20 protein-coding genes and 5 pseudogenes are annotated in these 24,027 nt (G+C 69.8%); 17 read left to right on the top strand and 8 right to left on the bottom strand.

Annotation, left to right across the window (positions count from 1 at the left end):
- Position 1: 1 nt before the first annotated feature.
- The 3 genes and pseudogenes from T398_RS15150 to T398_RS15140 form a co-directional block, all read left to right on the top strand.
- Complete coding sequence (locus T398_RS15150) at positions 2–226, top strand: hypothetical protein (protein WP_496447578.1); 225 nt, start codon at positions 2–4, stop codon at positions 224–226.
- A gap of 96 nt (positions 227–322) precedes the next feature.
- Positions 323–379, top strand: a pseudogene (locus T398_RS15145) (hypothetical protein); the annotation flags it as partial.
- 57 nt (positions 380–436) lie between these two features.
- Positions 437–607 (top strand): annotated as a pseudogene (locus T398_RS15140) (IS630 family transposase); the annotation flags it as partial.
- 213 nt (positions 608–820) lie between these two features.
- Here the strand turns inward: T398_RS15140 and T398_RS15135 are convergent.
- Positions 821–3,109: a glycoside hydrolase family 9 protein gene (locus tag T398_RS15135; protein WP_496447576.1), complete on the bottom strand. Its 2,289-nt coding sequence runs from the start codon at positions 3,107–3,109 to the stop codon at positions 821–823.
- Between the two features lie 238 nt (positions 3,110–3,347).
- Here T398_RS15135 and T398_RS15130 point away from each other — a divergent pair, with 238 nt between their 5' ends.
- The 7 genes from T398_RS15130 (at position 3,348) to T398_RS15100 (ending at position 11,769) form a co-directional block, all read left to right on the top strand.
- On the top strand, positions 3,348–4,346 hold the full coding sequence (locus T398_RS15130) for a LacI family DNA-binding transcriptional regulator (RefSeq protein WP_496447574.1): 999 nt from the start codon (positions 3,348–3,350) through the stop codon (positions 4,344–4,346).
- 74 nt (positions 4,347–4,420) lie between these two features.
- A complete protein-coding gene (locus T398_RS15125; RefSeq protein ID WP_496447573.1) occupies positions 4,421–6,097 on the top strand; it encodes an ABC transporter substrate-binding protein in 1,677 nt (558 codons plus the stop codon).
- Between the two features lie 74 nt (positions 6,098–6,171).
- Positions 6,172–7,242, top strand: coding sequence for an ABC transporter ATP-binding protein (locus T398_RS15120; protein WP_496447571.1), 1,071 nt, complete (start codon positions 6,172–6,174; stop codon positions 7,240–7,242).
- The gene (locus T398_RS15115) at positions 7,239–8,219 is read left to right on the top strand and encodes an ABC transporter permease (protein ID WP_496447569.1); all 981 of its coding nucleotides are present in this window, start codon (positions 7,239–7,241) and stop codon (positions 8,217–8,219) included. The genes T398_RS15120 and T398_RS15115 overlap by 4 nt, the downstream gene beginning before the upstream one ends.
- A 4-nt stretch (positions 8,220–8,223) precedes the next feature.
- Positions 8,224–9,297 (top strand): ABC transporter permease, encoded by a 1,074-nt coding sequence (locus tag T398_RS15110; RefSeq protein WP_496447567.1) that lies wholly within the window; start codon positions 8,224–8,226, stop codon positions 9,295–9,297.
- On the top strand, positions 9,294–10,325 hold the full coding sequence (locus T398_RS15105) for an ABC transporter ATP-binding protein (protein WP_496447565.1): 1,032 nt from the start codon (positions 9,294–9,296) through the stop codon (positions 10,323–10,325). The genes T398_RS15110 and T398_RS15105 overlap by 4 nt, the downstream gene beginning before the upstream one ends.
- A gap of 61 nt (positions 10,326–10,386) precedes the next feature.
- Complete coding sequence (locus tag T398_RS15100; protein WP_496447647.1) at positions 10,387–11,769, top strand: GH1 family beta-glucosidase; 1,383 nt, start codon at positions 10,387–10,389, stop codon at positions 11,767–11,769.
- A gap of 63 nt (positions 11,770–11,832) precedes the next feature.
- Here the strand turns inward: T398_RS15100 and T398_RS15095 are convergent, their stop codons facing one another.
- Both T398_RS15095 and T398_RS15090 read right to left on the bottom strand, forming a co-directional pair.
- Complete coding sequence (locus T398_RS15095; RefSeq protein ID WP_496447645.1) at positions 11,833–12,615, bottom strand: bestrophin-like domain; 783 nt, start codon at positions 12,613–12,615, stop codon at positions 11,833–11,835.
- 156 nt (positions 12,616–12,771) lie between these two features.
- Positions 12,772–13,152, bottom strand: coding sequence for an ArsR/SmtB family transcription factor (locus tag T398_RS15090; RefSeq protein WP_496447563.1), 381 nt, complete (start codon positions 13,150–13,152; stop codon positions 12,772–12,774).
- A gap of 57 nt (positions 13,153–13,209) precedes the next feature.
- Between T398_RS15090 and T398_RS15085 the strand changes: the two are divergent.
- The 3 genes and pseudogenes from T398_RS15085 to T398_RS15075 all read left to right on the top strand — a co-directional run.
- Positions 13,210–13,396: pseudogene (locus T398_RS15085) on the top strand (GNAT family N-acetyltransferase); the annotation flags it as partial.
- A gap of 53 nt (positions 13,397–13,449) precedes the next feature.
- Positions 13,450–13,530: pseudogene (locus tag T398_RS15080) on the top strand (GNAT family N-acetyltransferase); the annotation flags it as partial.
- A gap of 16 nt (positions 13,531–13,546) precedes the next feature.
- A complete protein-coding gene (locus T398_RS15075) occupies positions 13,547–14,107 on the top strand; it encodes a DUF1697 domain-containing protein (RefSeq protein ID WP_496447562.1) in 561 nt (186 codons plus the stop codon).
- Here T398_RS15075 and T398_RS15070 read toward each other — a convergent pair.
- Positions 14,104–14,646, bottom strand: a complete 543-nt coding sequence (locus T398_RS15070; RefSeq protein ID WP_496447561.1) for an AAA family ATPase — start codon at positions 14,644–14,646, stop codon at positions 14,104–14,106. The genes T398_RS15075 and T398_RS15070 overlap by 4 nt on opposite strands.
- A 75-nt stretch (positions 14,647–14,721) precedes the next feature.
- Entirely contained in the window at positions 14,722–15,051 is a 330-nt protein-coding gene (locus T398_RS15065) for a helix-turn-helix transcriptional regulator (protein ID WP_496447643.1), read from the bottom strand.
- Between the two features lie 416 nt (positions 15,052–15,467).
- Here T398_RS15065 and T398_RS15060 point away from each other — a divergent pair.
- Positions 15,468–17,092: pseudogene (locus T398_RS15060) on the top strand (ABC-F family ATP-binding cassette domain-containing protein).
- 54 nt (positions 17,093–17,146) lie between these two features.
- Here T398_RS15060 and T398_RS15055 read toward each other — a convergent pair.
- Entirely contained in the window at positions 17,147–17,728 is a 582-nt protein-coding gene (locus T398_RS15055) for a TetR/AcrR family transcriptional regulator (RefSeq protein ID WP_496447559.1), read from the bottom strand.
- Between the two features lie 154 nt (positions 17,729–17,882).
- Between T398_RS15055 and T398_RS15050 the strand changes: the two genes are divergently transcribed.
- Positions 17,883–18,812, top strand: coding sequence for an alpha/beta hydrolase family protein (locus T398_RS15050; RefSeq protein WP_496447558.1), 930 nt, complete (start codon positions 17,883–17,885; stop codon positions 18,810–18,812).
- Positions 18,813–18,930: 118 nt separating this feature from the next.
- Here T398_RS15050 and T398_RS15045 read toward each other — a convergent pair whose 3' ends face one another.
- Together T398_RS15045 and T398_RS15040 are read right to left on the bottom strand one after the other, a co-directional pair.
- A complete protein-coding gene (locus T398_RS15045; protein ID WP_496447556.1) occupies positions 18,931–20,529 on the bottom strand; it encodes a ricin-type beta-trefoil lectin domain protein in 1,599 nt (532 codons plus the stop codon).
- 202 nt (positions 20,530–20,731) lie between these two features.
- A complete protein-coding gene (locus T398_RS15040; RefSeq protein WP_496447554.1) occupies positions 20,732–22,141 on the bottom strand; it encodes an acyl-CoA synthetase in 1,410 nt (469 codons plus the stop codon).
- 336 nt (positions 22,142–22,477) lie between these two features.
- Between T398_RS15040 and T398_RS15035 the strand changes: the two genes are divergently transcribed.
- Together T398_RS15035 and T398_RS15030 are read left to right on the top strand one after the other, a co-directional pair.
- Entirely contained in the window at positions 22,478–23,176 is a 699-nt protein-coding gene (locus T398_RS15035; RefSeq protein ID WP_496447641.1) for a helix-turn-helix transcriptional regulator, read from the top strand.
- Positions 23,173–23,958, top strand: coding sequence for a YwiC-like family protein (locus tag T398_RS15030; protein ID WP_496447552.1), 786 nt, complete (start codon positions 23,173–23,175; stop codon positions 23,956–23,958). Before T398_RS15035 ends, T398_RS15030 begins: the two co-directional genes overlap by 4 nt.
- The last annotated feature ends 69 nt before the right edge of the window (positions 23,959–24,027 follow it).

Below are 24,027 nucleotides of genomic sequence, written 5' to 3'. Positions count from 1 at the left end.
TGTGTGCCGAAGGGTGGGTGGGGCGGCCGACACCACGGTCGAGGCCGCCCGCGACTCATCCGCCACCCTGGACGCCGGCACCAACTCGGGCCGGATCCACAACACGCTGCGCAACACCGACGGCGCTGCCACCCGGCTCAAGATCCACGCCACCACCGGCAGAGAGTGGGTCGACACCCGGCTGACCACCTACCAGCCCCGGGAACTGGTACGGCTAGTGCCGTGACCACGAACGTTCGCGGTGTTGGTCGACACGCCGTCCGGCCTGTTGGGCGGGCGGTGTCGTAGAGGTACCGGCTCGCCGATCCGGTTACGGCGGTCGATGGTCGTGCTCGCTGCGGCTGGTGGGAACACGGTGCCGGCGATCGCCCGTCTCGTCCAGGCCGACGAGGACACGGTCCGGCAGGTCATCCACCGGTTCAACGAGATGGGGATGGTCCGGCAGTTCCACGGCTGCTACAGCCTCGGTGATGACCAACTCTGAGGCGTCGTGCGGCGGCGGAAGAGCGCCGCGAACACCCTCGCCGCGCTCAAATCGAACCGCGCCGCCCGACCGGACGGGGCACCGATCTACGCCTCCTGGGCCAATTCGATCGAGGCCCAGTTCGTTGAGGCGCCAGTCGCACCTGTCGATCCACAGCCCCCATTGTTGTTCAATTTTTGCGGCGAGCCGGAGTCGCGCTTGTAGTCCGAGTACACAGAGTGGCCGTCACATCTCGTGTCTTCGACGGAGATGCTTGCCAGTTCGAGAAGAGCCGGAAGCACCGTCCCGGTACGAACCCCCGGCCTGGTCATCAGGCCGGGGGAGCCGCACGAGCACCTAACGCAGTCGGCCGCGGGCGTCGCCGTTGTCCTGGTCGGCGACGAAAGCGGCGAGCCAGGCCAGCGGTGCGTTCCAGTTGATCGTCAACTCGTTGGTTGACCAGGATTCGATGTCGTCGAGGTAGCAGAACTGCGGGGTGCAGCCCTGCAGTTTCTGCTGGGCGACCGGGTCCTGGATGCTTGAGTTGGGACCTCCGGACAGGGTGCCGCGGGGTGGGTTGGGCAGGTCGGTGTTGAGTTGGTGGGCATACCAGCGGCTGTGCTGGTTCTCCGACGCCACCTCGCCGTACCCGGTCACGTAGGACTGGTTGAGCGCGTTGCGCCCGAAGATGTAGTCCATGGTCTCCAGGACGCCGTCGCGGTAGCGGTCGGTGCCGGTGATGTCGAATGCCACGGCCATCACGATGGCGTTGTTCAGGATCAGGTTGTTGGATCCCCAGTCGTAGGTGTTGTCCGCGGGTGCGTACGGGATGCCGTACGGGTGCGCCTCCAGTGTGGCGAGGTACTTGTCGGCGCCGGCGACGACCGACTGTCGGACCCGGTCCCGGTCGGGCAGTCGGTTGGGCAGGGTCGCCAACTGGAGCCGGCCGAGCTGAGCCGTGTTGCCCCAGTCGAAGCCCCGGTCCCGCCAGACGTCCGCGGTGTGCAGCGGGGAGTCGAGCAGGAAGTCCCGGAATTCCCGGGCGCCGGTGGTGATGAACAGCTCGGCGGCGGCCCAGTAGAACTCGTCGGTGACGTTGTCGTCGCCGTACGCGCCACCGCCGTTGCCGTCGTTCGGGTCGGCGTACATCTCGGGGTTGGCCTTCGCCGCCGCCCACGCCGCCTTCGCGGCGTTGAGGTTCTGCAGGGCGAAGCGCCAGTCATAGGGCAGGTAGACCCGGGCGGCCTGGGCGGCGGTGGCCGCCAGGTTGAGCGTCGCCGCGGTGGAGACCGGGTGCAGCTCGCGGCGCTTCGGGTCGAGGTGGGGCAGGAGCGGAAGACCCGTCCACTCGTCATCGTGGATCTTGTGGTGGGCCATGCCGGCGTAGGGCTGCCCCGCCGGTACCTGCATCTTGAGCAGGAACTCCTGTTCCCAGCGGGCCTCGTCGAGGATGTCCGGCACCCAGTTACCGCTCTCCGGCAGGTCGAGGGTGCCGTCGCGCAGCTTCCAGAATTCACCGGTTCGGGCCAGGAGGGAGCGCTCGTACTCGCTCATCAGCTGATGTACGGAGATACCGCCGTTGACGACGTACTTGCCGTGGTCGCCCGCGTCGTACCAGCCGCCGGAGACGTCCAGGGAGTACTCGCAGACGCCGGGTTGGCAGGGAACCGACGTGTCCCCCTGGTTGGGGGCGGCCCCGACGTGCCCGGCCGGTCGGCCGTAGCCGGGGCGCAGCTCGTCGCGGATCTCCACGCCGCTGCGCTGGGTGTAGTAGAACTTGAGCGCGTCGAGTCGGAGCTGCTCGTAGAAGTCGGTGCCGATGTCGAAGGGCCGGCTGGCTTCCCCGTCGGCGGTCAGGGTGTAGCCGGTGCCCTTTTTCTGGTAGCCGCCGAAGTCGATGCTGTGTACGTGTTGCCCGGACGACTCATCCAGGCCACGGGGTTGGCTGGTGCCGCTGGCCACGACGGTCCCGGCGCCGTTCTTGAGCTGCCAGGGCAGAGCTTCGGTCGCTTCCGTGACGACGGTGGCGTTCTTCGGCCCCTTGGGCAGGTAACCGACCTGGTTCACGCGTACCCGTGGACCGGTGTCCGGCTCGTACTCGTCCGGCTCGGCGTCCCCGACGAGGCTGATGTCGTCGAGGCAGATTCGCCACGGCTCGGCACTGCCGCCGATCTGGAACGCGACCTGGGCGTTCGGCAGGTCGACCGGGGAGGTGAAGGTGTAGCGGTAGCTGTCGCCGGAGACGGTCAGCGCCGGGTTGGCGGCGAGGTACTGGGTGTACGGGGCGACCGGGAGTTGGATGAGCGCCTTGCCGACCTTGCCCGGGGTGGCGCTGCCGAAGAACTGGAACTCGTACGTTTCGCCGGCCTGGAGGGAGATGTCGTCCTGGCCGATGATGGCGTCCCACGGGTTGGTCGTGCCGCCGGGCACGTCGGCGCAGAGCTTGCCGTCGCTGGAGTCGAGGGTGAGGTTGGGGGTGGACCACCAGGGCGCGTGGCCGTCGTCGAAGGTGCCGTTGACGATCTGCTCCACGGCGTCGGCCTGCGCGCTGCCGCCGGTGAATCCGCTGACGGCGAGCGCGACGACGATGCCGGCGGCGAGCGGTGCGGCGCGTCGCCTCCGGTCGGCCGGTGGATTGGGGGCCATGCGGCTCCTCTCGATCCTGGTGCTGGTGGCGGGTGGGGCGTCGGGCGACGTGGGAGCGCTCCACGAACTCACGTGTGCCGATGAAACCATGCGGGGGGCGGGGCTGAGAAGGGATGGCGAGGAAACTTCTTCTGTTGCCTTCTTGTTATTGACGTGACGCACCTCACGGGGGTTGACTGCCCGAAACCGATTCCGGAACCGGTTTCGGGTTCGTTCAGCGCTTGACAAGGACGCAACAGTGCCGATCACCATCGCGGACGTGGCGGCCCGGGCGGGGGTCAGCAAGACCACCGTCTCCCGGGTCATCAACGGCAAGGGGGAGCTCGACGAGGCCACCGCCGCGCGGGTCCGGGCCGTCATCGACGAACTCGGGTACGTTCCCAGCGCCCGCGCCGTCAACCTCGCCCGTGGCTCCACCCGGGTCATCGGGATGCTGATCCCCGCGCTCACCTGGCCCTGGGCGGGCGAGGTACTCCAGGGTGCCGTGGACGTGGTGGAGAGCGAGGGGTACGGCCTGCTGCTGTCCACCTGCAACCGGGGTGTCGAATCGATGCGGCAGTTCGCCACCCACGTGTCCGCGAAGTCCTTCGACGGGCTGTTGGTCATCGAGCCCGAGGGCACCCTTGACTACATCGCGGAGTTGCACGACCAGGGGTTGCCCGTGGTGCTGATCGACGATCGGGGGCACGAGCCACGGTTCCCCTCGGTCGGCACCACGAACCGGGCGGGGGCGAGGGCCGCTGCCGAGCACCTGGTCGGTCTCGGGCGGCTACGGCCCCTGGTCATCGCCGGGCCCTATCGGTTCGGCTGCATCCAGGAGCGCCTGGCCGGCTTCACCGACGGCTACGCCGCCGCCGGTGCGCGGCTGGACCCGACACTCCTTCTCGAGGGTGCCTTCACGTACGAGTGCGGGCGGGCGTTGGCCGGCCGCGCACTCGCCGAGGGCCTCGAGTTCGATGCCGTCTTCGCGCACAACGACGTGATGGCAGCCGGGGCCCTGCGGGTGCTCCGGGAGAACGGCCGGCGGGTTCCGGCCGACGTGGCCGTGGTCGGCTTCGATGACCTGCCACTGGCGGCGCAGACCGAGCCGCCGCTGACCGCCGTGCGGCAACCCGTTCGCGAGATGGGTGCGGTCGCCGCGCGCGCGTTACTGAATCACCTCAACGGGATGCCGCTGCCAACGGCGCCGGTGGTCATCCCCACCACCTTCACCGTTCGTCAATCCACCGTCGCCTGAGGTCGCACCACTGGTCCTGGATCACCCCCCACACCATCCCCGCCGGCCCTGCGGCCGGAGAAGGGCAGGGAGTTATGATCGACAGACGTCGCCTCCTCGCCGTCGCGCTCGCCGGCACCGTCGCCACCACCGCCCTCGTCGGTTGCAGCGAGACCGCGAACACCCGCGCCCAAGACGACGGCGTGCCGGTGCTCAACATCGGCATGCCGAGTGGCCCGCAGACCGAGAACCACAACCCGTTTCTCGAGTCCTCCTCGGCGGCGGCGCTCGGCTACCGGTGGACGCTCTACGAGCCGCTCGCCATGACCAATCTGGCCCGTCCCGCCGAGCCCGCCCGGCCGTGGCTGGCCACGGAGTGGGAGTGGTCCCCCGACTACCGCACCCTCACCCTGACCATCCGGGAGAACGCCACCTGGTCGGACGGGCAGCAGCTGACCGCCGACGACGTCGCGTTCACGCTTGACCTGATCAAGAACAACGAGGCGTTGAACCTCAACGCCCTGCCGTTCTCCTCGATCACCACCAACGGCAACCAGGTGACCGTCACCTTCGGTGCCTCGCAGTTCGTCAACCAAACCAAGATCCTCGGTCAGATCCCGATCGTGCCGAAGCACATCTGGTCCGCGGTGCCGGACCCGGCCACCGACCTCAACGCCGAGCCGGTCGGCAGCGGTCCCTACACGTTGAAGTCCTTCACCCCGCAGACCACCACCCTCACCCTGCGCGACGGCGGTTACTGGCAGGACCTGCCGAAGGTCAAGGAGCTGCGCTACACCTCGTACAACGACAACAACGCGCAGACAACCGCCCTGGCCAACGGCGAGTCGGAGTGGAGTTTCGTCTTCATCCCCAATTACCAGACGGTGTTCGTCGCCAAGGACCCGGAGCACAACAAGGTGTGGGCGGCGCCGGCACTGGGCGTCCACGGGCTGTGGATCAACACCACCCGCAAGCCGTTCGACAACCCCGCACTGCGCCGGGCGATGAGCATGGTGATCAACCGCAACGACATCTTCGTGCAGGCCTCGGCCGGGTGGTTCCACCCCGAGGTGACCTCGGTTACCGGCATCCCCACCCCGGCCGGTGAACCGTTCATCGCCCCCGAGTACAAGGGCCGCACGTACCAGGTCGACGTTGACGGTGCGCAGCAGGTGTTGGCCGACGCCGGCTTCCGGTTGGACGGCGACACGCTGCTCGACCCCGCCGGCGAGCCGGTCACCATCACGCTCAGCGATCCGGCCGGCTGGTCCGACTACATCACCAGTCTGGAGATCGTGAAGGACAACCTGTCCACGATCGGCATCGCCGCCACCGTCGACAAGGCCAACACCGAGGCCTGGCAGAAGTCCGTCGAGGAGGGCACCTTCGAGGGCACCTTCCGCTGGACCAACTCCGGTGCCACCCCCTATGACCTGTATCAGACGATCATGGATGGTGCGCTGCTCAAGCCGGTCGGAACCGTCTCACAGCAGGGCAACTTCGGCCGGTTCGACAGCCCGGAGGCGACGAAGGCGCTGCGGGACTACGCCGAAGCCACCGACGACGCCACCCGTACCGCGGCCCTGAACATCCTCCAAAAGATCATGGTCGAGCAGGCGCCGATGCTGCCGGCCGGGGCCGGCAACGTCGGCGGCGCGTACGTCACCAGGAACTGGACCGGCTGGCCGGATGACGCCGCCCCCTACGCGTCCGCGCAGCCGACCCAGCCCAGCGCCCTGGACGTGCTGCTGCGCCTCAAGCCCACCTCCTGACGGTGGACCGGGTGCGGGGCCTCGTCCGGGTGGGCCCCGCACCCGGTCCTGCCCGCCCGGGCGAAGGAGCCCAGATGACCGAGACCGAAACCCGCTCCGACGTGGTGCTCACCGCCGAGGCGGTGACCCGGCACTTCCCGGTCCGCCGGGGGCTGGTGCAACTCCTGCGCCGGCAGCGGCCCGTCGTGCACGCCGTTGACGACGTGACCGTGACCTTGCGCCGTGGCCGGGTGACCGCGCTCGTCGGCGAGTCCGGCTCCGGAAAGTCCACCGTCGCGCGGCTGTTGGCCCAACTGCAACCGCCCACCAGCGGCCGGATCCTGCTGCACGGCGAGCCCGTCGCTGTTCGTGGTGGCCGGCCGTTCCGGGCGTACGTCCGGCGGGTGCAGATGATCTTTCAGGATCCGTTCGCCTCCTTGAATCCGGTACACACCGTGCGCTACCACCTGACGCGCGCGCTGCGGATCCATGGCACGGCCGGCCGCGGCCCGGCCGAGTGCGAGGCCGCCCTGCACCGGCTGCTGGAACGGGTAGCCCTCACGCCACCGCAGCGCTACCTGGACGCCTTCCCGCACGAACTGTCCGGCGGTCAGCGGCAGCGGGTGGCCATCGCCCGCGCCCTCGGCGCCGACCCGGAGGTGCTCCTCGCCGACGAGCCGGTGTCCATGCTCGACGTCTCCATCCGACTGGGCGTGCTCAACCTCCTGCGCGAGCTGACCGAACGGCTACACCTGGCCGTCCTCTACATCACCCACGACATCGCCTCGGCGCGCTACTTCGCTGACGAGACACTGGTGATGTACGCGGGCAGGTCGGTGGAGGGCGGTGACAGCGAGACCGTCACCCAGCGACCCGCGCACCCGTACACCCGGCTGCTCGTCAGCTCGGCACCCGACCCGGACCGGATCACCGGTGCCGCGCCGCCGGCGGTGTCCGACCGCGGTGACGGGGAGCCGCCCAGCCTGATCCGGCCCCCGGCCGGGTGCCGGTTCCATCCACGCTGCCCGGCGGCGCTGCCCCGCTGCGCCACCGACCTGCCGCCCCGCCTCGACGTGGGGGACAAGCCGGGCCACTGGGCGGCCTGCTGGCTCTACGACCGGCCAACCACCGCGCCGGTCGCCGACCCGGGGAAGGGGGACGGGTGAGGTTCCTGCTGCAGCGGCTCGCCTTCTACCTGTTCACCGCCTGGGCCGCCATCACCGTCAACTTCTTCCTGCCCCGGCTCATCCCCGGTGACCCGGTGCGCTCGCTGATCGCCCGCTACCAGGGGCAACTGAGCACCGATGCCATTAACTCGCTGTACGTGCTGTTCGGGCTCGATCAGGAACAGGGCCTCTGGGCGCAGTATGTCGACTACTGGGGGCAGTTGCTCCGCGGTGACCTCGGACTCTCCTTCACCTTCTTTCCCACGCCGGTCGCCGACGTGATCGGGGACGCGCTGCCCTGGACCGTCGCGCTGGTCGGCATCACCACGCTGGTCAGCTTCGCCCTCGGCACCGGGCTGGGCGTCCTGGCCGGTTGGCGGCGTGGCTCCTGGCTGGACGGACTGCTGCCGGTCACCACGTTCCTGTCCTCGATCCCGTACTTCTGGCTCGGGCTCGTCGCGATCGCCCTGCTCACCGGCCCCGGCAGCTTCTTCCCGTCCGCGGGCGGCTACGAACCCGGCCTGGTGCCCGCCTTCGACACCATCTTCCTCGGCAGCGCGCTCCAGCACAGCCTGCTGCCGGCCGCCACCATCCTGGTCTCCTCGATGAGCGGCTGGGTGCTCAGCATGCGCAACATGATGGTCACCGTCGCCGCCGAGGACTACATCACCGTCGCCCACGCCAAAGGGCTCGGTGAACGCCGGGTCGCCCTGCACTACGCGGCGCGCAACGCGCTGCTGCCCAACATCTCCGGCTTCGCGCTGTCCCTCGGCTTCATCGTCGGCGGCACCCTGTTGGTGGAGATCGTCTTCTCCTACCCCGGACTGGGCTTCCTGCTCTTCCAGGCGGTCGGCGCCAAGGACTACCCCCTCCTACAGGGCATATTCCTGATCATCACAGTCTCCGTACTGGTGGCGAACCTCCTCGCCGACCTGGCGTACCTCGCACTCGACCCGCGTACCCGCAAGGAGGGCTGAGGAGATGGCTGTCCCTACCGGCACCGTCGACGCCGTCACCCCGGCGGGCCCCGCGACGGTCGGCTCCGGAGCACGCCGCCGTACCGGGCGGCGCTTCCCGCTGCTGCGCAACCGTAAGGCCATGACCGGGCTGATCACCCTCGGGCTCTTCGCCGTCGTCGCGATCGTCGGTCCCTGGCTGGCCCCGTACGACCCCGGCCGCCGCAGCGCCGACCTGTTGCAACCGCCCTCGGGTCGGCACTGGTTCGGCACGACGCACCTCGGGCAGGACATCTTCAGCCAGGTCCTGGTCGGCACCCGCGGTGTGCTGCTGGTCGGCTTCACCGCCGGTCTCGTGGCCACCCTGCTCGCCGTCGCCGTGGGCGTCACCGCCGGCTACCTCGGCGGCATCGCCGACGAGAGCCTCTCGGTGCTGTCCAACGTGTTCCTGGTGATTCCGGCGCTACCTCTGATCATCATCGTCTCCGCCGCCATTCCCGAGGCCGGTGACCTGACCATCGCGCTGCTCATCGGGCTCACGGCCTGGGCCTGGGGGGCCCGGGTGCTGCGCGCGCAGACGCTGTCGCTGCGTCGGCGCGACTTCGTCGAGGCCGCCCGCGCCACCGGGGAGTCGACCTGGCGCATCATCGGCTTCGAGGTGCTGCCGAACCTGACCGCGGTGATCTCCTCGGGCTTCATCGGCACGGTCATCTTCGCGGTCATGTCCGAGATCACCCTGGCCTTCATCGGGATCTCGTCCATCTCCCCCTGGAACTGGGGCACCATCCTCTACTGGGCGCAGAGCCAACAGGCCCTCGCCCAGGGCGCCTGGTGGTGGTTCGTACCCGCGGGCCTGGCCATCGCGCTGCTCGGCACCGCCCTCGCGCTGGTCAACTTCGGCATCGACGAACTGGTCAGCCCGCGGCTTCGTACCGGAGGCAGCGGCCCGATCCGGACTCCCGACGGCCGTGCCGTCCGCATGCGGACCGGCTTCACCCCGGTACTCGCCCCGGCGCCGGCAGCCCCGGCACGAGCCGCTGAGCCGCCAACCACGTCGGCAGCGGCGCCGGCCGACCACACCGAGGAGGTCGGGCCGTGAGCAGCCCGGTACTGGAGATCCGCAACCTGTGCGTCGACTACGGAGTGGGTGAGACGGCGGTCCGCGCGGTTCGCGACGTGGACCTGACCCTGCACCGGGGTGAGGTGCTCGGTCTCGCGGGCGAGAGTGGCAGCGGCAAGTCCACGCTGGCGTACGGGCTGACCCGGCTGCTTCCCCCGCCCGGCGTGGTGGCGGGCGGGCAGGTGATCTACCACCCGCCGGCCGGTACCCCGGTGGACGTGCTGGCCATGACGCCCGCGCAGCTGCGCCGATTCCGCTGGGGCGAGACGTCCGTGGTGTTCCAGGGCGCGATGAACTCGCTCAATCCCGTTCACCGAATCTCCACCCAGTTGCTGGACGTGCTCAAGGCGCACCGGCCGACCAGCACCGCCGGCTGGCGGCGCGAGCGGGCCCGAGCGGTGCTGCGGCTGGTCGGCATCCCGGCGGACCGGCTGGACGCCTATCCGCACCAGCTCTCCGGTGGCATGCGGCAGCGGGTCATGATCGCGATGGCGCTGCTGCTCGAACCGCAGCTGGTGATCATGGACGAACCGACCACCGCACTGGACGTGGTCATGCAGCGGCAGATCCTCGGCGAGCTCGCGCGACTACGCCAGCGGCTCGAATTCGCCGTCCTGTTCATCACCCACGACCTGTCGCTGCTGGTGGAATTCTCCGACCGCATCGCCATCATGTACGGCGGTCGCGTCGTCGAGCAGGCCACGGGTAACCGTCTCTACCAGCAGGCGCTGCACCCGTACACCAAGGGCCTGCTGCAGTCATTCCCCGCCCTGCGGGGGCCGCGGCGCACCCTCACCGGCATTCCTGGGTCCCCACCCGACCTCCGGGCGATGCCCACCGGCTGCGCCTTCCACCCTCGCTGCCCGACCGCTCTGGACGTGTGCCGCGTCCGACTGCCACCCCTCGGCCGACCCATCGACAGCCACGCCGGTCGCACCGTCGCCTGCTGGCTGCACCCCACCACTGAGCCCTCCACCACTGAGCCCTCCACCGATACCCGACCGTGACAGGAGCAGCATGGACACCGCACCACCTCCTATCCCCACCGCGCACCGTGCCTCGTTCGCCATGGGCCAGGACGACCCGATCTGGTCGCTGCCGGCCACGTTCCGGTGGGGTGTGGCGACGTCGGCCTACCAGATCGAGGGCGCGGTGAGCGAGGACGGCCGCACCCCCTCCATCTGGGACACCTTCTGTCGCGTCCCGGGTGCGGTGCACGACGCCGACCGCGGAGATGTCGCCTGCGACCACTACCACCGGATGCCGGAGGATGTCGCCCTGATCGCGGACCTCGGTCTGGACACCTACCGCTTCTCGGTGGCCTGGCCGCGGGTGCAACCCGGCGGGCGAGGCCCGGTCAATCACGCCGGCCTGGCCTTCTACGACCGGCTCGTGGACGAACTGCTCAGTCGCGGTGTCGAACCGTGGATCACGCTCTACCACTGGGACCTGCCGCAGGAGTTGGAGGACGCGGGCGGCTGGCCGGCTCGGGACACCGCGTACCGGTTCGCCGACTACGCGATGCTTGTCCACGACGCGCTCGGTGACCGGGTACCCACCTGGACGACGCTCAACGAGCCGCTCTGTTCGGCGATGCTCGGCTACCACATCGGGGTGCACGCCCCGGGCCGGCGCGACCTGGGTGCCGCTGTCGCCGCCGTCCACCACCTGCTGCTCGGTCACGGCCTCGCCACGGAGCGGCTGCGGGCGGCCTCCGCCCCCGGCACCAAGCTCGGCATCACCCTGAACCTGGGGCCGGGAGAGCCGGCCACCGACAGCGCGCTGGACCGCAACGCGGCCCGGCTCGCGGACGGCCTCGGCAACCGCCTCTACCTCGACCCCGTGCTGCGTGGCAGCTACCCCGACGACGTGGTCGCCGACCTTGCTCGGGTCGGCGTCCAGATCCCGGTGCGGCCGGATGATCTGGAGACCATTTCCACGCCGATCGACGTACTCGGCGTCAACTACTACTTCGCGCACCGGATCAGCGGGACCGACGAACAGGGCCGCACCGAGGACGCCGACGGCCTACCCGTTCGACGCTCCCTGCCCACCGGTCGGCCGGTGACCGCGATGGGGTGGGAGATCCAGCCCGAGGGCCTGACGGACCTGTTGGTCCGCCTCGGCCACGACTACCCCGGCATCCCCATGGTCATCACCGAGAACGGTGCCGCCTTCGACGACGAGCCGGACGCCGACGGTTTCGTCGCCGACGACGACCGGGTGGCCTTCGTCGCCGAGCACCTGCGGGCGGTAGCCCGGGCCCGCCAACGCGGCGCCGACGTTCGCGGCTACCTGGCCTGGTCCCTGCTGGACAACTTCGAGTGGGCCGAGGGGTACGCGAAGCGGTTCGGCCTGGTCCGGGTGGACTACGAGACCCAACGGCGGGTGCCCAAGCGCTCGGCCCTCTTCTACCGCGATGTCGTCGCGCGGGCGCGACAGGCGGGATAGGCGACGGGGCCCGGCTCCACCGTGAGCCGGGCCAACGCAGACGTGCGGGGCATCTGCCGGTGGTCAGTTGAATGTTTGTCCGGCTTTGATGTAGGGATCGACGGATACGATCATCGATCCTCGGAACGGCTCGTCGATGCCCTCGACCACGAAGAGCAGGAGACTGATCATGGTGGCGACGGTGCACACGAGGATCATGAGGGCGCGTCGGGTCCGGGTCGGGATCAGGCAGGACAGAAGAATGACAATCAGGGCGCCGAACAGGAGCGCGAACCACAGCGTTGTCGGAAGTGCGGTGGTGGTGTAGGTGTAACGGAGCTGGCGCGCCTCGCTCCACTTCTCGAGCTCGGACAGGGCGAGACCGTTGAGCTGCCCGTCCTTCTCCGACTTTGGTGTGAACCTCAGCAACACGTGGTGAACGTTGTTCTCTGCCTCAAGTTCCCCGTCCGCACTGCTTCCCTGCTGGTAGGCGGGCCAGGCTTCTTCGATCATGAAGTCGACATGTTCGCGCAGCAGACCCCGCAGCTGACTTCGGGCGGGCTCGGGATGCTCGGACACTGTGCGATAGAGCGCGCTCAGATCCGCTGCCTCGGTGGCGACCGACAAGCTCGCCTGGGTGTAGGTCCCGTACGCGGAGAAGGCGGTCAGGGCGAGCAGAAGCGCATAGAAGGTACCGGTGATCATGATGGTGTGCGTGATGAAGTTCAGCCACTTCGGCTCGGCGCTGAACGTCCGTCTGGCCCGCCCGTGTAGCAGGAGTGCGCCCAACGCGGCTATTCCGACGAAGAACGTCAGGAAGACGAGGAACAGTGCCCAGCCCGGTACCAGATGGCTCCAGTCGCGCACGGTGACCCGCCCCTCGTCCGGAAGGTGTTTCATGCCCAGATGAGAGGAGTATGGCAAGTTCTGCGGTCCAGGCAGCGGGGGTTTCGCGACCGGGTGACGGGCGGTGTTGGTGGAGGGGGCGGTGGAGCCGGTCGGCGCGAAGGGGGTGCTTCGACCCTACGGGGCTGTTGTCTCGCCCCCGTTGGCGAGTAGCGCCGCCAACTGGCTCAGGACGGCCTTCCGGGCTCGGTAGTACACCCAGGTGCCCCGACGCTCGGCGTCCACGAGCCCCGCTTCGCGAAGCGTCCGGAGGTGGTGCGAGATCGTCGGCCCGCTCAGGTCGAAGGCGGGGGTCAGGTCGCACACGCACGCCTCGCCGTTCTCGGCGGAAGCGATCATCGACATCAGCTGGAGCCGCACCGGATCGCCGAGCGCCTTGAACGCCGGAGCGAGTGCGGTGGCGACTTCCGCCGGAACGCGCTGCTGCGCCAGGGGTGGGCAGCAGGGCGCGTCGTCGCCGAGGACGGTGTGGGGGAGCGGTGTCGCTTGCTTCGGCATTCGTCTAGGTTGACACTTCTCAAATCAGCGTGCAAGCGAATCAGCCTGCAGACGGAATTTGATGCCGGCCGGCTACCGGAGCACCGCTACGTCGCCGTTGACACCAGCGGCACGGTTCTTGGCTGGATCGCCGTATCGTCGGTCTCCACCCGCCGTGTGTCTGCCGGAGTGGTGGAGCACTCCGTCTACGTCGACCCGACGCAGCAGCGGCGCGGTATCGCCCGGCTGCTGCTCACCGCGCTGCTCACCGCGCTGCTCACCGCGCTGCTCACCGCGCTGCTCACCGCGCTGATCGCCGCCCGCGAGCGGGTCGCTCGTCAGCACGGCCGGTGGCGCGACGTGGTGCTGCTGGAGCGCCGCAGCCCGGTTATCATCTGACGAGTCGAGGAGGGCTATGGCCAGGCACATCGTCCTGTTGCGGGGCATCAATGTCGGTAGGCACAACCGGATCGCGATGGCCGAGTTCACCGCGCTGCTCACCGACCTCGGCTACACGGACGTGCGGACGTTGCTCAACAGCGGGAACGCCGTGGTCACGACGCCGGACGTGGACTCGGCCGCGGTGGCGCGCAAGATCCAGAAGGGGATCAGCGAATCGTTCGGTCTGTCGATCGCCGTCATGGTGCGCAGTCGCGCCCTGGTCGAGGCGGTCATCGAGCGCAATCCCATGCCCGAGGAAGCGGAGCGCGCGCCGAGCTATTTCCACGTGGGATTCGGCGACCCCGCGCCGCGCCAGGAACGCCTGGACTCGATCGATCCCAACAAGCTCGGCGCGGATCGGATCATGGTCCGCGACGGTACCTGCTACCTCTGGTTTGCCGAGGGGCCCCAGAACTCCCCCCTCGGCAAGGCGATCCGCGCCCACAAACTCGGCGCGAACATGACCCTGCGCAGCTGGAACACGGTGCGGAAGCTGGTCTCCCTCGCCGGCCCGGTCGGCGCTGCTTCTGACTAGCCGAGTTGCGCGACGGCGCCGAGGACCAGGTCGGCTCTGCCATCTAGCGGCCCGTTGAGCTCCAGCACCGGCGTGTCCGGCCAGGCGTCCAGCGGGTCGGCATAGACGAGTTCCAGCAGTGCGTCATTCATGCGTGCCCGGAGGCCGGGCCACTCCGTTCCGGGGAGCAGTCGCTCCGTATCGGGTGTGATCACCGTGATGACCAACAGGTCGAGGTGGGTGAAGGCGGTCCGGAGGGGCATGTGGTTGGCCTCCTCCGACGGGTCCGCACCGGTCGCCATCAGGTACGCCAGGTAGTCCAACGGGGTGCGGTCGAAGACCGTGGCGGACGGTGACGGGGGCGAGCAGAGAGCTCGGGCCGAGCGCGCCAGCAGCGCCCGGTAGTCCGCTGAGGATGGTGGGTACTGGAACTCGTACCCCTCCTCTTCGAGCAGGTGGTACGGCTCGTCCACCGCCACGTGGCCGGGCAGCCGGGCGCGTAGCGCCTCGACGAGTGTCGTCTTTCCGGTTCCGTGCGTCCCGGAGACCCCGATTCTCATTCGTACGCGCTCCTTGCGTGCTGGTCGGGCGGTGGGGAGGGGTGGACCGGAGCGGGGTGTCTGGGGAGGGGCGGGTCAGGGGCTCGGTGCGTCGGTGAACAGGTCGAGCAGTTCGCCGATGCGGTGGTCGGCCTCGGCCGGGTGCCGGAAGCGACCGGCTGGGTTGACGGTGTACGCATTGCGCCGGCCAACCCGCTCTCGGTGCAGGTAGCCGGCGGCTTCCAGGTCGGCGACGATGGCCTGTGCGGCACGTTCGGTGATGCCGACCGCGGTGGCGACGTCGCGCAGTCGCGTTGTCGGTTCGCGGGCGATGGCCAGCAACACATGCGCGTGATTGGTCAGGAAGGTCCACCCCTTCGCCCCGTCCGCCGTCCTGGGCTGGGCCGCCTGCACCATGATCACTATCCCGTCCTTGTCCGGTGTGTTGCCCGCCAATATAGGCACCCCAAGACACGAATGCAGCATCGTGACCACAGCTCTGCGGAGTCGGTAGGGAACAGAGCGTTCCGTGGAATATCGGTTGACGACATTCCGGCGGCGAGAGAGAGTCCTACCGACGGTTAGCGGTCAGCCGGCATCCACGCGCTCGGCCCCGTCCCGGTGGGAGTGAGACGTCGGATCGGGTCAACGCGGTAGTCGTCGGCCCCGGCCAGGGAGAGCAGACGTGGTGGGTGACGACGACATCTCCGGGTGAGCCCGGAGTGTCCGGCCAGCGAGCCGGCGCGCGTCAACAGCGCCGCCACCTGGCTGAGTTTGTCGTCTTCTGCTGACCCTTCCGCTGGGCGGCCCGGCGCGCCCATCCCACCCATGAGGTCTCTTCGATGTTCGACGCTTCCGTCGTTTGCACCCGTCTCTCCTTTGCCTGGCCCGACGGCACCACCGTCTTCCAGGACCTGTCCTTCTCTGTCGGGGCCGGGCGTACCGGCCTGGTCGCGCCCAACGGGGCCGGCAAGACCACCCTGCTCCGGCTGATCGCCGGCGAGCTCGCGCCCACCGCGGGTCACGTCACGGTGAACGGCACCCTCGGCTATCTGGCGCAGGACCTGCCGCTGGCCGGTGACGTGACCGTCGCGGAGGTGCTGGGCGTCGCCACGACCGTCGCCGCCCTGCACGCCATCGAAGCCGGCGACGCTCGCGAGGAACACTTCGCCGCGGTCGGTGACGACTGGGATGTCGAGGAGCGCAGCCGCGCCGAACTGGACCGGGTCGGGCTCGGTGAGCTCGCCCTCGACCGCCGGCTGGGCACGCTCAGCGGCGGCCAGATCGTCGCCCTCGGGCTGGCCGCCCAGCTGCTGCGTCGTCCCGACGTCCTGCTGCTCGACGAGCCCAGCAACAACCTCGACGTCGACGCCCGGCACCGCCTGTACGGCGTCCTGCGGGACTGGTCCGGGTCCTTGCTGGTGGTCAGCCACGACCGGGCACTGCTGGACCAGATGGAGCGGATTGCCGAGTTGAACCCGGATGAGGTCCGGTTCTTCGGTGGGAACTTCACCGCCTATCAGGAGGCGACGCGGGCCGCCCAAGAGGCCGCCCAACGGCACGTCCGCTCCGCCGAACTTGAGGTTAGGCGGGAGAAGCGGGAGATGCAGCAGGCCCGCGAGCGGGCCGAGCGCCGCTCCCACAACGCCGCGCGCAACGTCAAGAACGCCGGACTACCTAAAGTCATCGCCGGTGGCCTCAAACGGCGTGCCCAGGAGTCGGCCGGCAAAGCCGACGAGACGCACGCCGCTCGGGTCGCCGACGCGCGCGCCCGCCTCGACGAGGCCAGTCGCGCGCTGCGCGACGACGCGACCATCACCGTCGAGCTACCGGACACGGCGGTGCCCGCCGGGCGTACCCTCGTCGCCGCGAAGGGGCTGCGGGTCCGCGGCCTCTTCGCCGGCGAGGGCGTCGACCTGACCGTCCGGGGCCCGGAGCGGATCGGGCTCACCGGCCCGAACGGCGTCGGCAAGTCGACCCTGCTGCGCCTGCTGGACGGCTCCCTGCCCCCGGACGCGGGAACTCTGCGGCGGGCAGACGGTCGGCTGGCATACCTGTCGCAGCGCCTCGACCTACTCGACCCGAACAGACGGTGGCGGAGAACTTCGGTCGGTACGCGCCGGACCGGCCGCAGTCGGAACGGATGAACCTGCTGGCAAGGTTCCTGTTCCGGGGAACCGGGGCGCACCTGTCGGTCGGGGTGCTCTCCGGCGGGGAACGGCTACGCGCCACGCTCGCCTGCGTCCTGTACGCCGAGCCGGCGCCGCACCTGTTGTTGCTCGACGAGCCGACCAACAACCTTGACTTGGTCAGTATTCGACAGCTGGAGACCGCGCTACAGGCGTACCGGGGGGCGTTCGTCGTGGTCAGCCACGACGAACGGTTCCTCACCGAGATCGGGGTACGGCGGTGGTTGCGGATCGACGACGGGCAGCTGCGGGAGTTCGCCGTCCCCGATGGCGACTGACACCGGTTGGCGGGGCAGCGCTCCTGGGTGCGGTTGTGGGCGGGAGTGACCAGGTCAGGGGCGCAGCCCGGCGATGAGGAGTCCAACCAGACGGCGTGCGTCGTAGCGGGGGTCGCGACCGGCGCCGATGCACAGGTTGCCCACGCCGCGCATGAGTTCGTAGGCCGCCACGTCGGGGCGGACCTCACCTGTGGTGGCTGCGGCGTCGAGTAGTCGGGTGCACACGGGGACGAGGCGGTCGAGGAAGTAGGCGTGCAGCGCCTCGAAGGTGGTGTCGTCGGACTGGAGCGCTTCGGCGAGGCCGTGCTTGGTGACCAGGAAGTCGACAAAGAGGTCGATCCACTGCGCGAGGGCGGCGAATGGGGTGTCGCTCGTCGCCAGCAGCGTCGGGCCGGCCTCGGCGGCGGCTTCGACCTGGTGTCGGTAGACGGCGATGACGAGGTCGGCGCGCGTCGGGAAGTGGCGGTAGATCGTGCCGACACCCACCCCGGCCCGGGCGGCGATCTCGCGTACCGGCGCGTCCACGCCGGCGGCGAGGAAGGCGGCGGCGGCCGCGTCGAGCAGGCTCTGCTCGTTGCGTCGGGCATCGGCCCGCTTCCGCGCGGACGTCTGCGGCCCGTGGTCGGATGCGCTCACGACGCTGTTACCTCCATCACAATCAATGGTATGCGGAGCCAGGTTCCGTATTGTTGGGGAATCAAGCGGAATGGCGTTCCGTTTGACGGTGCGTCGGACCGACCGTTCAGGTCCACGTATGCACCTCACCCAGCACTTTCAAGGAGCTTCATCCATGTTCAACAGCGACGTAGCGGTAGGAGCGCCCACCCCGATCGTCTCGGTCAGCCCGGTGACCCTGCCGGCCGCGGACCGCGGCGAGGACCTGCAGATCCGGATCTCGGCCCCCGTGGCTGGACGCGAACTACCAATCATCATCTTCTCGCACGGCTTCGGCAAGTCGATGCGGGCATACGCCCCGCTGGTCGACTACTGGGCAGCCCACGGCTTTGTGGTGGCCCAGCCCACCCACCTTGACTCCCGCACGCTGAACCTCGCGCCCGACGATCCCCGGCACCCGGAGATCTGGCGCTTCCGCGTCGCCGACCTGAAGCGCACGATCGACCACCTCGACCTCATCGAGGCCGCCGTTCCCGGTCTCGCCGGGCGACTCGACCGTGGCCGGATCGCCGCGGTTGGACACTCCTGGGGTGGCCAGACGGTCAGCATGCTGCTAGGCGCGCGGGTCCTCGGAGCTGATGGCCTTCCCGGCGAGAACATGTCCGACTCACGGGTCACCGCCGGTGTGCTGCTCTCCACGACCGGCACCGGCGGGGCCGACCTGAGTCCGTTCGCGGTTGCGCACTTCCCGTTCATGAGCCCGAGCTTCGCGGAGATGACAACGCCGGCGCTCGTGGTCGCGGGGGACAAGGACCAGTCGCCGCTCTCCGTACGCGGGCCGGACTGGTTCACCGATCCGTACCACCTGAGCCCCGGCCCCAAGAGCCTGCTCGCCCTGTACGGGGCGGAGCACTCCCTGGGCGGAATCGCCGGCTACACCGTCACGGAAACGACCGACGAAAGTCCCGAGCGAGTCGCCCTCGTCCAGCAGCTCACCGCGGCGTACCTGCGCAGCGCGCTCTATCCCGGCGACGACGCGTGGGCGACGGTACGGGCGGCACTGCGCGAGGACATCGACCGGCTGGGACAGATCTCGGTCAAGTGACCGGGTTGTCACCGCGGTGCTGACCCATGCGGAACCGCGGTGAACGCGGGCACGTTCACCGCGGTCCGCGCCTATCGACCACCGGTCGCAATTTCAGCGAACGGGAGTGCGGATCTTCTCACCCAAGACGCCACTTCTGATTGGCGCCACCATGGCACTGGTAGGTTTGCAGCCGCGCGCCGTCGGCGCTGTTTCCATTCTTGACATCAAGGCACTTGTTCGCCTGGGGGTTGACGAGTTCTCCCGCGTTGGTGAGCACCCACTGCTGGGCCGGGTTGCCGCTGCAGTAGGCGAGTTGCACCACTGCGCCGTTCTCGACCGACCCCCAGGCCACGTCCATGCAGAGGCCGAACGCCCGGATCGTTCCGTCGCCCGGGAACGTCCAGTCCTGGGCGTTGGTGCCGTTGCAGTGCCACAGGTTCAGGTACTGGCCGTCGGCCCCGTTGGCGCCCGGCACGTCGACGCACTTGTCGGCGAGCCCGATGATTCGGTGGGTTGATCCGCCACCAGAGGTGGTCAGCGACAGTCCGTAGCGGGACAGGATCTCGTTGACCGGCTGGTAGACGGTGATGCCGCCGGTGGTGCAGTTGCCCGAGCCCCCCGAGGTGACGCCCTGTGCCTGGGTGCCGGCGACGAAGGATCCGCCGGAGTCGCCGGGTTGGGCGCAGGCGTTGCTGCGGACCATCCCGTAGACGGGTCCGGCGGAGTAGTTGACGGTGACGTTCTTGGCGGTGATGGTGCCGCACTTCCAACCGGTGGTCCGGCCGGACCGACAGACCGCGGCGCCGACCGCGGCTTCCTGCGAGCCGGTCACCGTGACCACACTGCCGTCGTAGGTGGAAACCCACGGCCGGGAGATCCAGTTGGCGTTGGTCTCGACCCAGCCGAGGTCGTCGCCGGGGAACGAGGAACCCCGGATGACCCCCTGGGCGGCCCCGGAGCCGGTGGTGGGCTCGCCGACGTTGCCGCAGTGTCCGGCGGTGACGAACCCGCCAGCGACCGCGAAGCCGATCGAGCAGATGAGGCGGCTGTTGATGACGTACTGGTCGCCGCCGCGGATGTCGTAGAGCGGGCGGTATGCCTCGGTGCTGGCCACCACCGACAGCGCGTCGTCGGGCAGTCCTGCCGCACGGGCGAACGTGGTGGCCGCCGCGGGGTTGTTGGCCTCGATCGACACCGTGTTGCTGGGCAGAGTGACATGCCAGGCATGTACCGCGGCGCCGGCGACCGCCGCCCGCCGGTCTAGCTTGGTGGTGAGCTGGCGCAGTTCGGCGAGGCTGCGGGTGACGATCCGGGGTTTCGCCCCGGCCGCGCGTACCTTGGCGGCGAGCGTGGGGTCGGTCAACCCGACCACCGTGGTGCGTCCATCGGGGGCGACCCAGGTTCCGGCGTACGCCTCGGCCAGCTCGGCCCGCATTCGCGGCTCGATCGAAGACGCGGTGGCGTCAACGGTGAGTCGCGTGGCCAATTCCTCGGCGGTCAGGCCGAGGTCCCGGCGCAGTGCGTCGAGTTGGCTGGCCGGGACCATCGCCGATGCGGCGGTGGCGGGTGTGGTGGCGGGTGTCGTTGCGGTGGCGGACGCGACCGCAGGTGGGACGGCTGTCGGGCTGACGGCGGCGGGGCTGACGGCGGCGGGGGCGGCGGCGGCGGGGGTGGCCGTGACCACGAGACAGGTGCCGAGGGCGAGCCCCATCAGTGCGCTCAGCTTGCGGCTCATTCGCGTGACCTCCAGGGTGGGTGGCGGTGGGATCACGAGAGCGCTCTCACAGTTAAGTTAACTTATTGTTAAGATGTATGTCAATTTTATTTATCTCCCTTGGGTTAGGGATCTTAATTGTCGCGTTCCGGGCCCGGGCGCGTCGAGGGCGTTTCCACACTCCCGGTCAGATCCAATTCTGCGGCCCGCCGGGCGCGGCCGGTCAATCCGTAGTCAGGCGAGACTTCTGCACTTTGCCCAGGGCGTTGCGGGGTAGGGCGTCGACCCGCCGTACCTGCCGCGGGCGCTTGTGTACCGACAACTGCCGGGCCACAAAGTCGATCAACTCCGACTCCGCTACGCCGTCGCTCACCACGTACGCCGTCACCTGCTGACCGAGGTCGGAGTCGGGGATGCCGACCACAGCAGCCTCCCGGACCGCCGGATGGGCCAGCAGCGCGTCCTCCACCTCACCGGCGCCGATCCGATAGCCGCCACTCTTGATCAGATCGGTGGCGGCCCGACCGACGATCCGATGCCAGCCGTCCGGACCGATCGTGGCCACGTCGCCGGTGCGGAACCACCCGTCGGACGTGCGGCTGGCCGCATCGGCCTCCGGCCGGCGCAGGTACCCGTCGAAGAGGGTGGGGCCGCGCACCTGCAACTCACCCATGGTCTCCCCATCGGCGGGCAATGGAGCATCGCCGTCGTCAACCAGGCGGGTACGCACCCCCGGTAGCGGCAGCCCCACCGCGTCCGGCCGGTGTGGACCGTCGGCGCGGGCGCTGACCGTGATCAACGTTTCGGTCATGCCGTACCGCTGCACGACCCGGCGGCCGGTCAGCGCGGCGAGACCGGTGCCGACGGCCGTGGGCAGGGCGGCGCTGCCCGAAACCAGCAGCCGGGCCGAGCGCAGAGCCCGGGCGGCCCCCGGGGCGGCGGCGATCCGGGACCAGATGGTCGGCACCCCGAAGTAGAGCGAGCCGGCCGCGCCCGCGTACCGCTCCGGGGTGGGCCGGCCCACGTGGTGCAGTCGGCTACCCAGCCGCAGTGGGCCGAGCACACCGAGGACCAGGCCGTGCACGTGGAACAGGGGCAGCCCGTGCACCAGCAGATCGTCCGGGGTCCAGCCCCAGGCGTCGGCGAGCCCGTCCAGGCAGGCGGCGACGGCCCGGCGGGAGAGCACCACCCCCTTCGGTGCCCCCGTGGTGCCGCTGGTGTAGAGGATCAGCGCCGGGTCGGCGGGGTCGGGCTCCGGGCGGATGCTGTCCGCCCGGCGGGTGAGGTCGACCGGGATGAGGGGCCGGCCAGGGTGGTCGCCCCGATGTTTGCCGTGCGCCGGTACGAGTACCGCCTCGGCGCCCGAGTCGCGCAGGATGTGGTCCCGCTCCCGCGGCCCGGCGTCCGGCGGCACCGGCACGACCGCCGTGCCGGCCAGCAGCGCCCCGGCGACACCGACCACCGTCGCCAGATCCGTGCTGGCCTCGACAGCCACCCGGTCCAGGCCGTGCAGGTCGTCGGCGACGGCCGCGGCGAGCCGCCGTAGCTCTCCCCAGGACACGCCTCGGTCGTTGATCTGGACCGCGTTCGGCCGCTCGTCAACGGACTCGGACAACCAGCTGAGTAGCCGCACCGGCCCACCTCTCCGCGCGTCGGATCCTCCGACCGTAGCCGCGCCCCGCCGCTCCGGCCCACCCGGATCCGCCCCTGGCCCCACCCGGATCCGCCCCTGGCCCCACCCGGATCCGCCCCCGGCCCCACCCGGATCCGCCCCCGGCCCCACCCGGATCCGCCCCCGGCCCCACCCGGATCCGCCCCCGGCCCAACCCCACCCCGGCCGGACTGTTCCCGGTCCGGCCGCCCTCGGCCAGGTCGGTACAGCGGAGCGGGGGTGCGGCGGTGCCCGAGGCGGATTCGCCGCCGGGTTTTGATGATGTTTGACGTTGTAACATTGCCAAGCGTGACAACCGTGAACATCGGGCCGACCGGGCAGGCCATCGACACCACCCGGCATCGGGCACTCGGCACCGTCAGCCGGGCGTCAATCCTGGAACTGATCCGCACCGCGGAGGGTGGCCGCACCATCGCCGAGATCAGTGCGCGGACCGGCCTGCACCCCTCCACCGCCCGCAGCCACCTCGACCGGCTCGTCAACGCCGGGCTGCTGGTCAAGGCCCGCGCCAGCGGAGGCCAGCCGGGTCGGCCGGCCTGGCGCTACCGGACGGTGCCCGAGGAGGCCCCCGCCCCGGCGCCGTACCGCGCCCTCACCGCAGCTCTGCTCGATCACCTGGCCCGGCAGAGCCGGGGCGACGCCCGGGCCGAGGCCGCCCGCGCCGGCCACCACTGGGGGCGGCATCTCGCGGCGGCGACACCTCGAGGGGAGAAGCCGGTCGACACCGCGATAGCGGTCCTGCGCGGCCTGGGCTTCGACCCGGACCTGAAGCAGACAGCGGACGGGCACACCGAGATCCACCTCCACACCTGCCCCTTCCTCGAACTGGTGAGTCAGAATCCGGACGCCATCTGCGGGCTACACGTCGGCGTCGTCCGGGGCGCGCTGGAGCAGGCGGGCGCCCCCGCGAGCGACGCCGTGCTGGAGCCGTTCGGTGCGCCCACCGCCTGTGTGGTGCGGCTCTCTCTCCCGTTCGATGCCACCCGACCGGTATGAGCACCCAGTCGCCGGCGGCACCCGAGACCGCCGGCCCCACCACTGCCCGCCGGCCAGCCAGGCGCCAGCGCGTGCTCCGCCGCTATCTGCCGCCGCAGCACGGTGCCTGGGCGATGCTGCTCCTGCCGTACCTGGTCGGGGTCGTCGTGGTCGGACCGGGATGGCCGCAGCTGCCGCTGCTCGGCGCCGGGTTGGCCGGCTACCTGCTGTCCTACTACGCCTTCCAGGCCATCAAGAGTCGTCGACCGCGTCGCTATCTTGCCCAGCTCCGGCTCTACGCCCTGGTGGCGGCGCCGTTGGCGCTGACGGTGGTGGTCGTTCGGCCGGCTGTGCTCTGGTACGCCCCGGCCTTTGCGGCGCTGCTGGCGGTCAACGCCGGGTACGCGTGGCGCCGGCGCGAGCGGGCCCTGCTCAACGACCTCGCCTCGGTGCTGCAGAGCTGCCTGCTGATCTTTGTCGTGGCCACGGTCGCGGGGGCGTCACCGGAGCGGGTTGTCCCGGCCTTCGTGGTGCTGCTGCTCTACCTGACCGGCACCGTCTGCTATGTCAAGACCATGATCCGGGAGCGCGGCAGTACTTCCTACCGGCGCCTGTCCATCGGCTTCCACCTGGCGGCGCTGGTCGTGGCGACCCTGCTCGACGTGGGGCTCGCCCCGATCTTCCTGGTGTTGTTGATCCGGGCGTGGCTGCTGCCCGGTCGGGCGCTGCGTCCCGCCCCGGTCGGCATGATCGAGGTCGCCTGTTCGGTTCTGGTGCTCGGCACGTTGGTGTTGGTCTCCTGACGGGCTGACCCCACGGCCACGCGGCCGTGGGGTCAGCCCGAAGGATCCAACCATGGGATCAGCCCGATG

This window comes from Salinispora goodfellowii (assembly GCF_059570675.1).
Note: the sequence above shows the minus strand (reverse complement) of the source record. Positions and strands in the feature narration are given on the sequence as shown.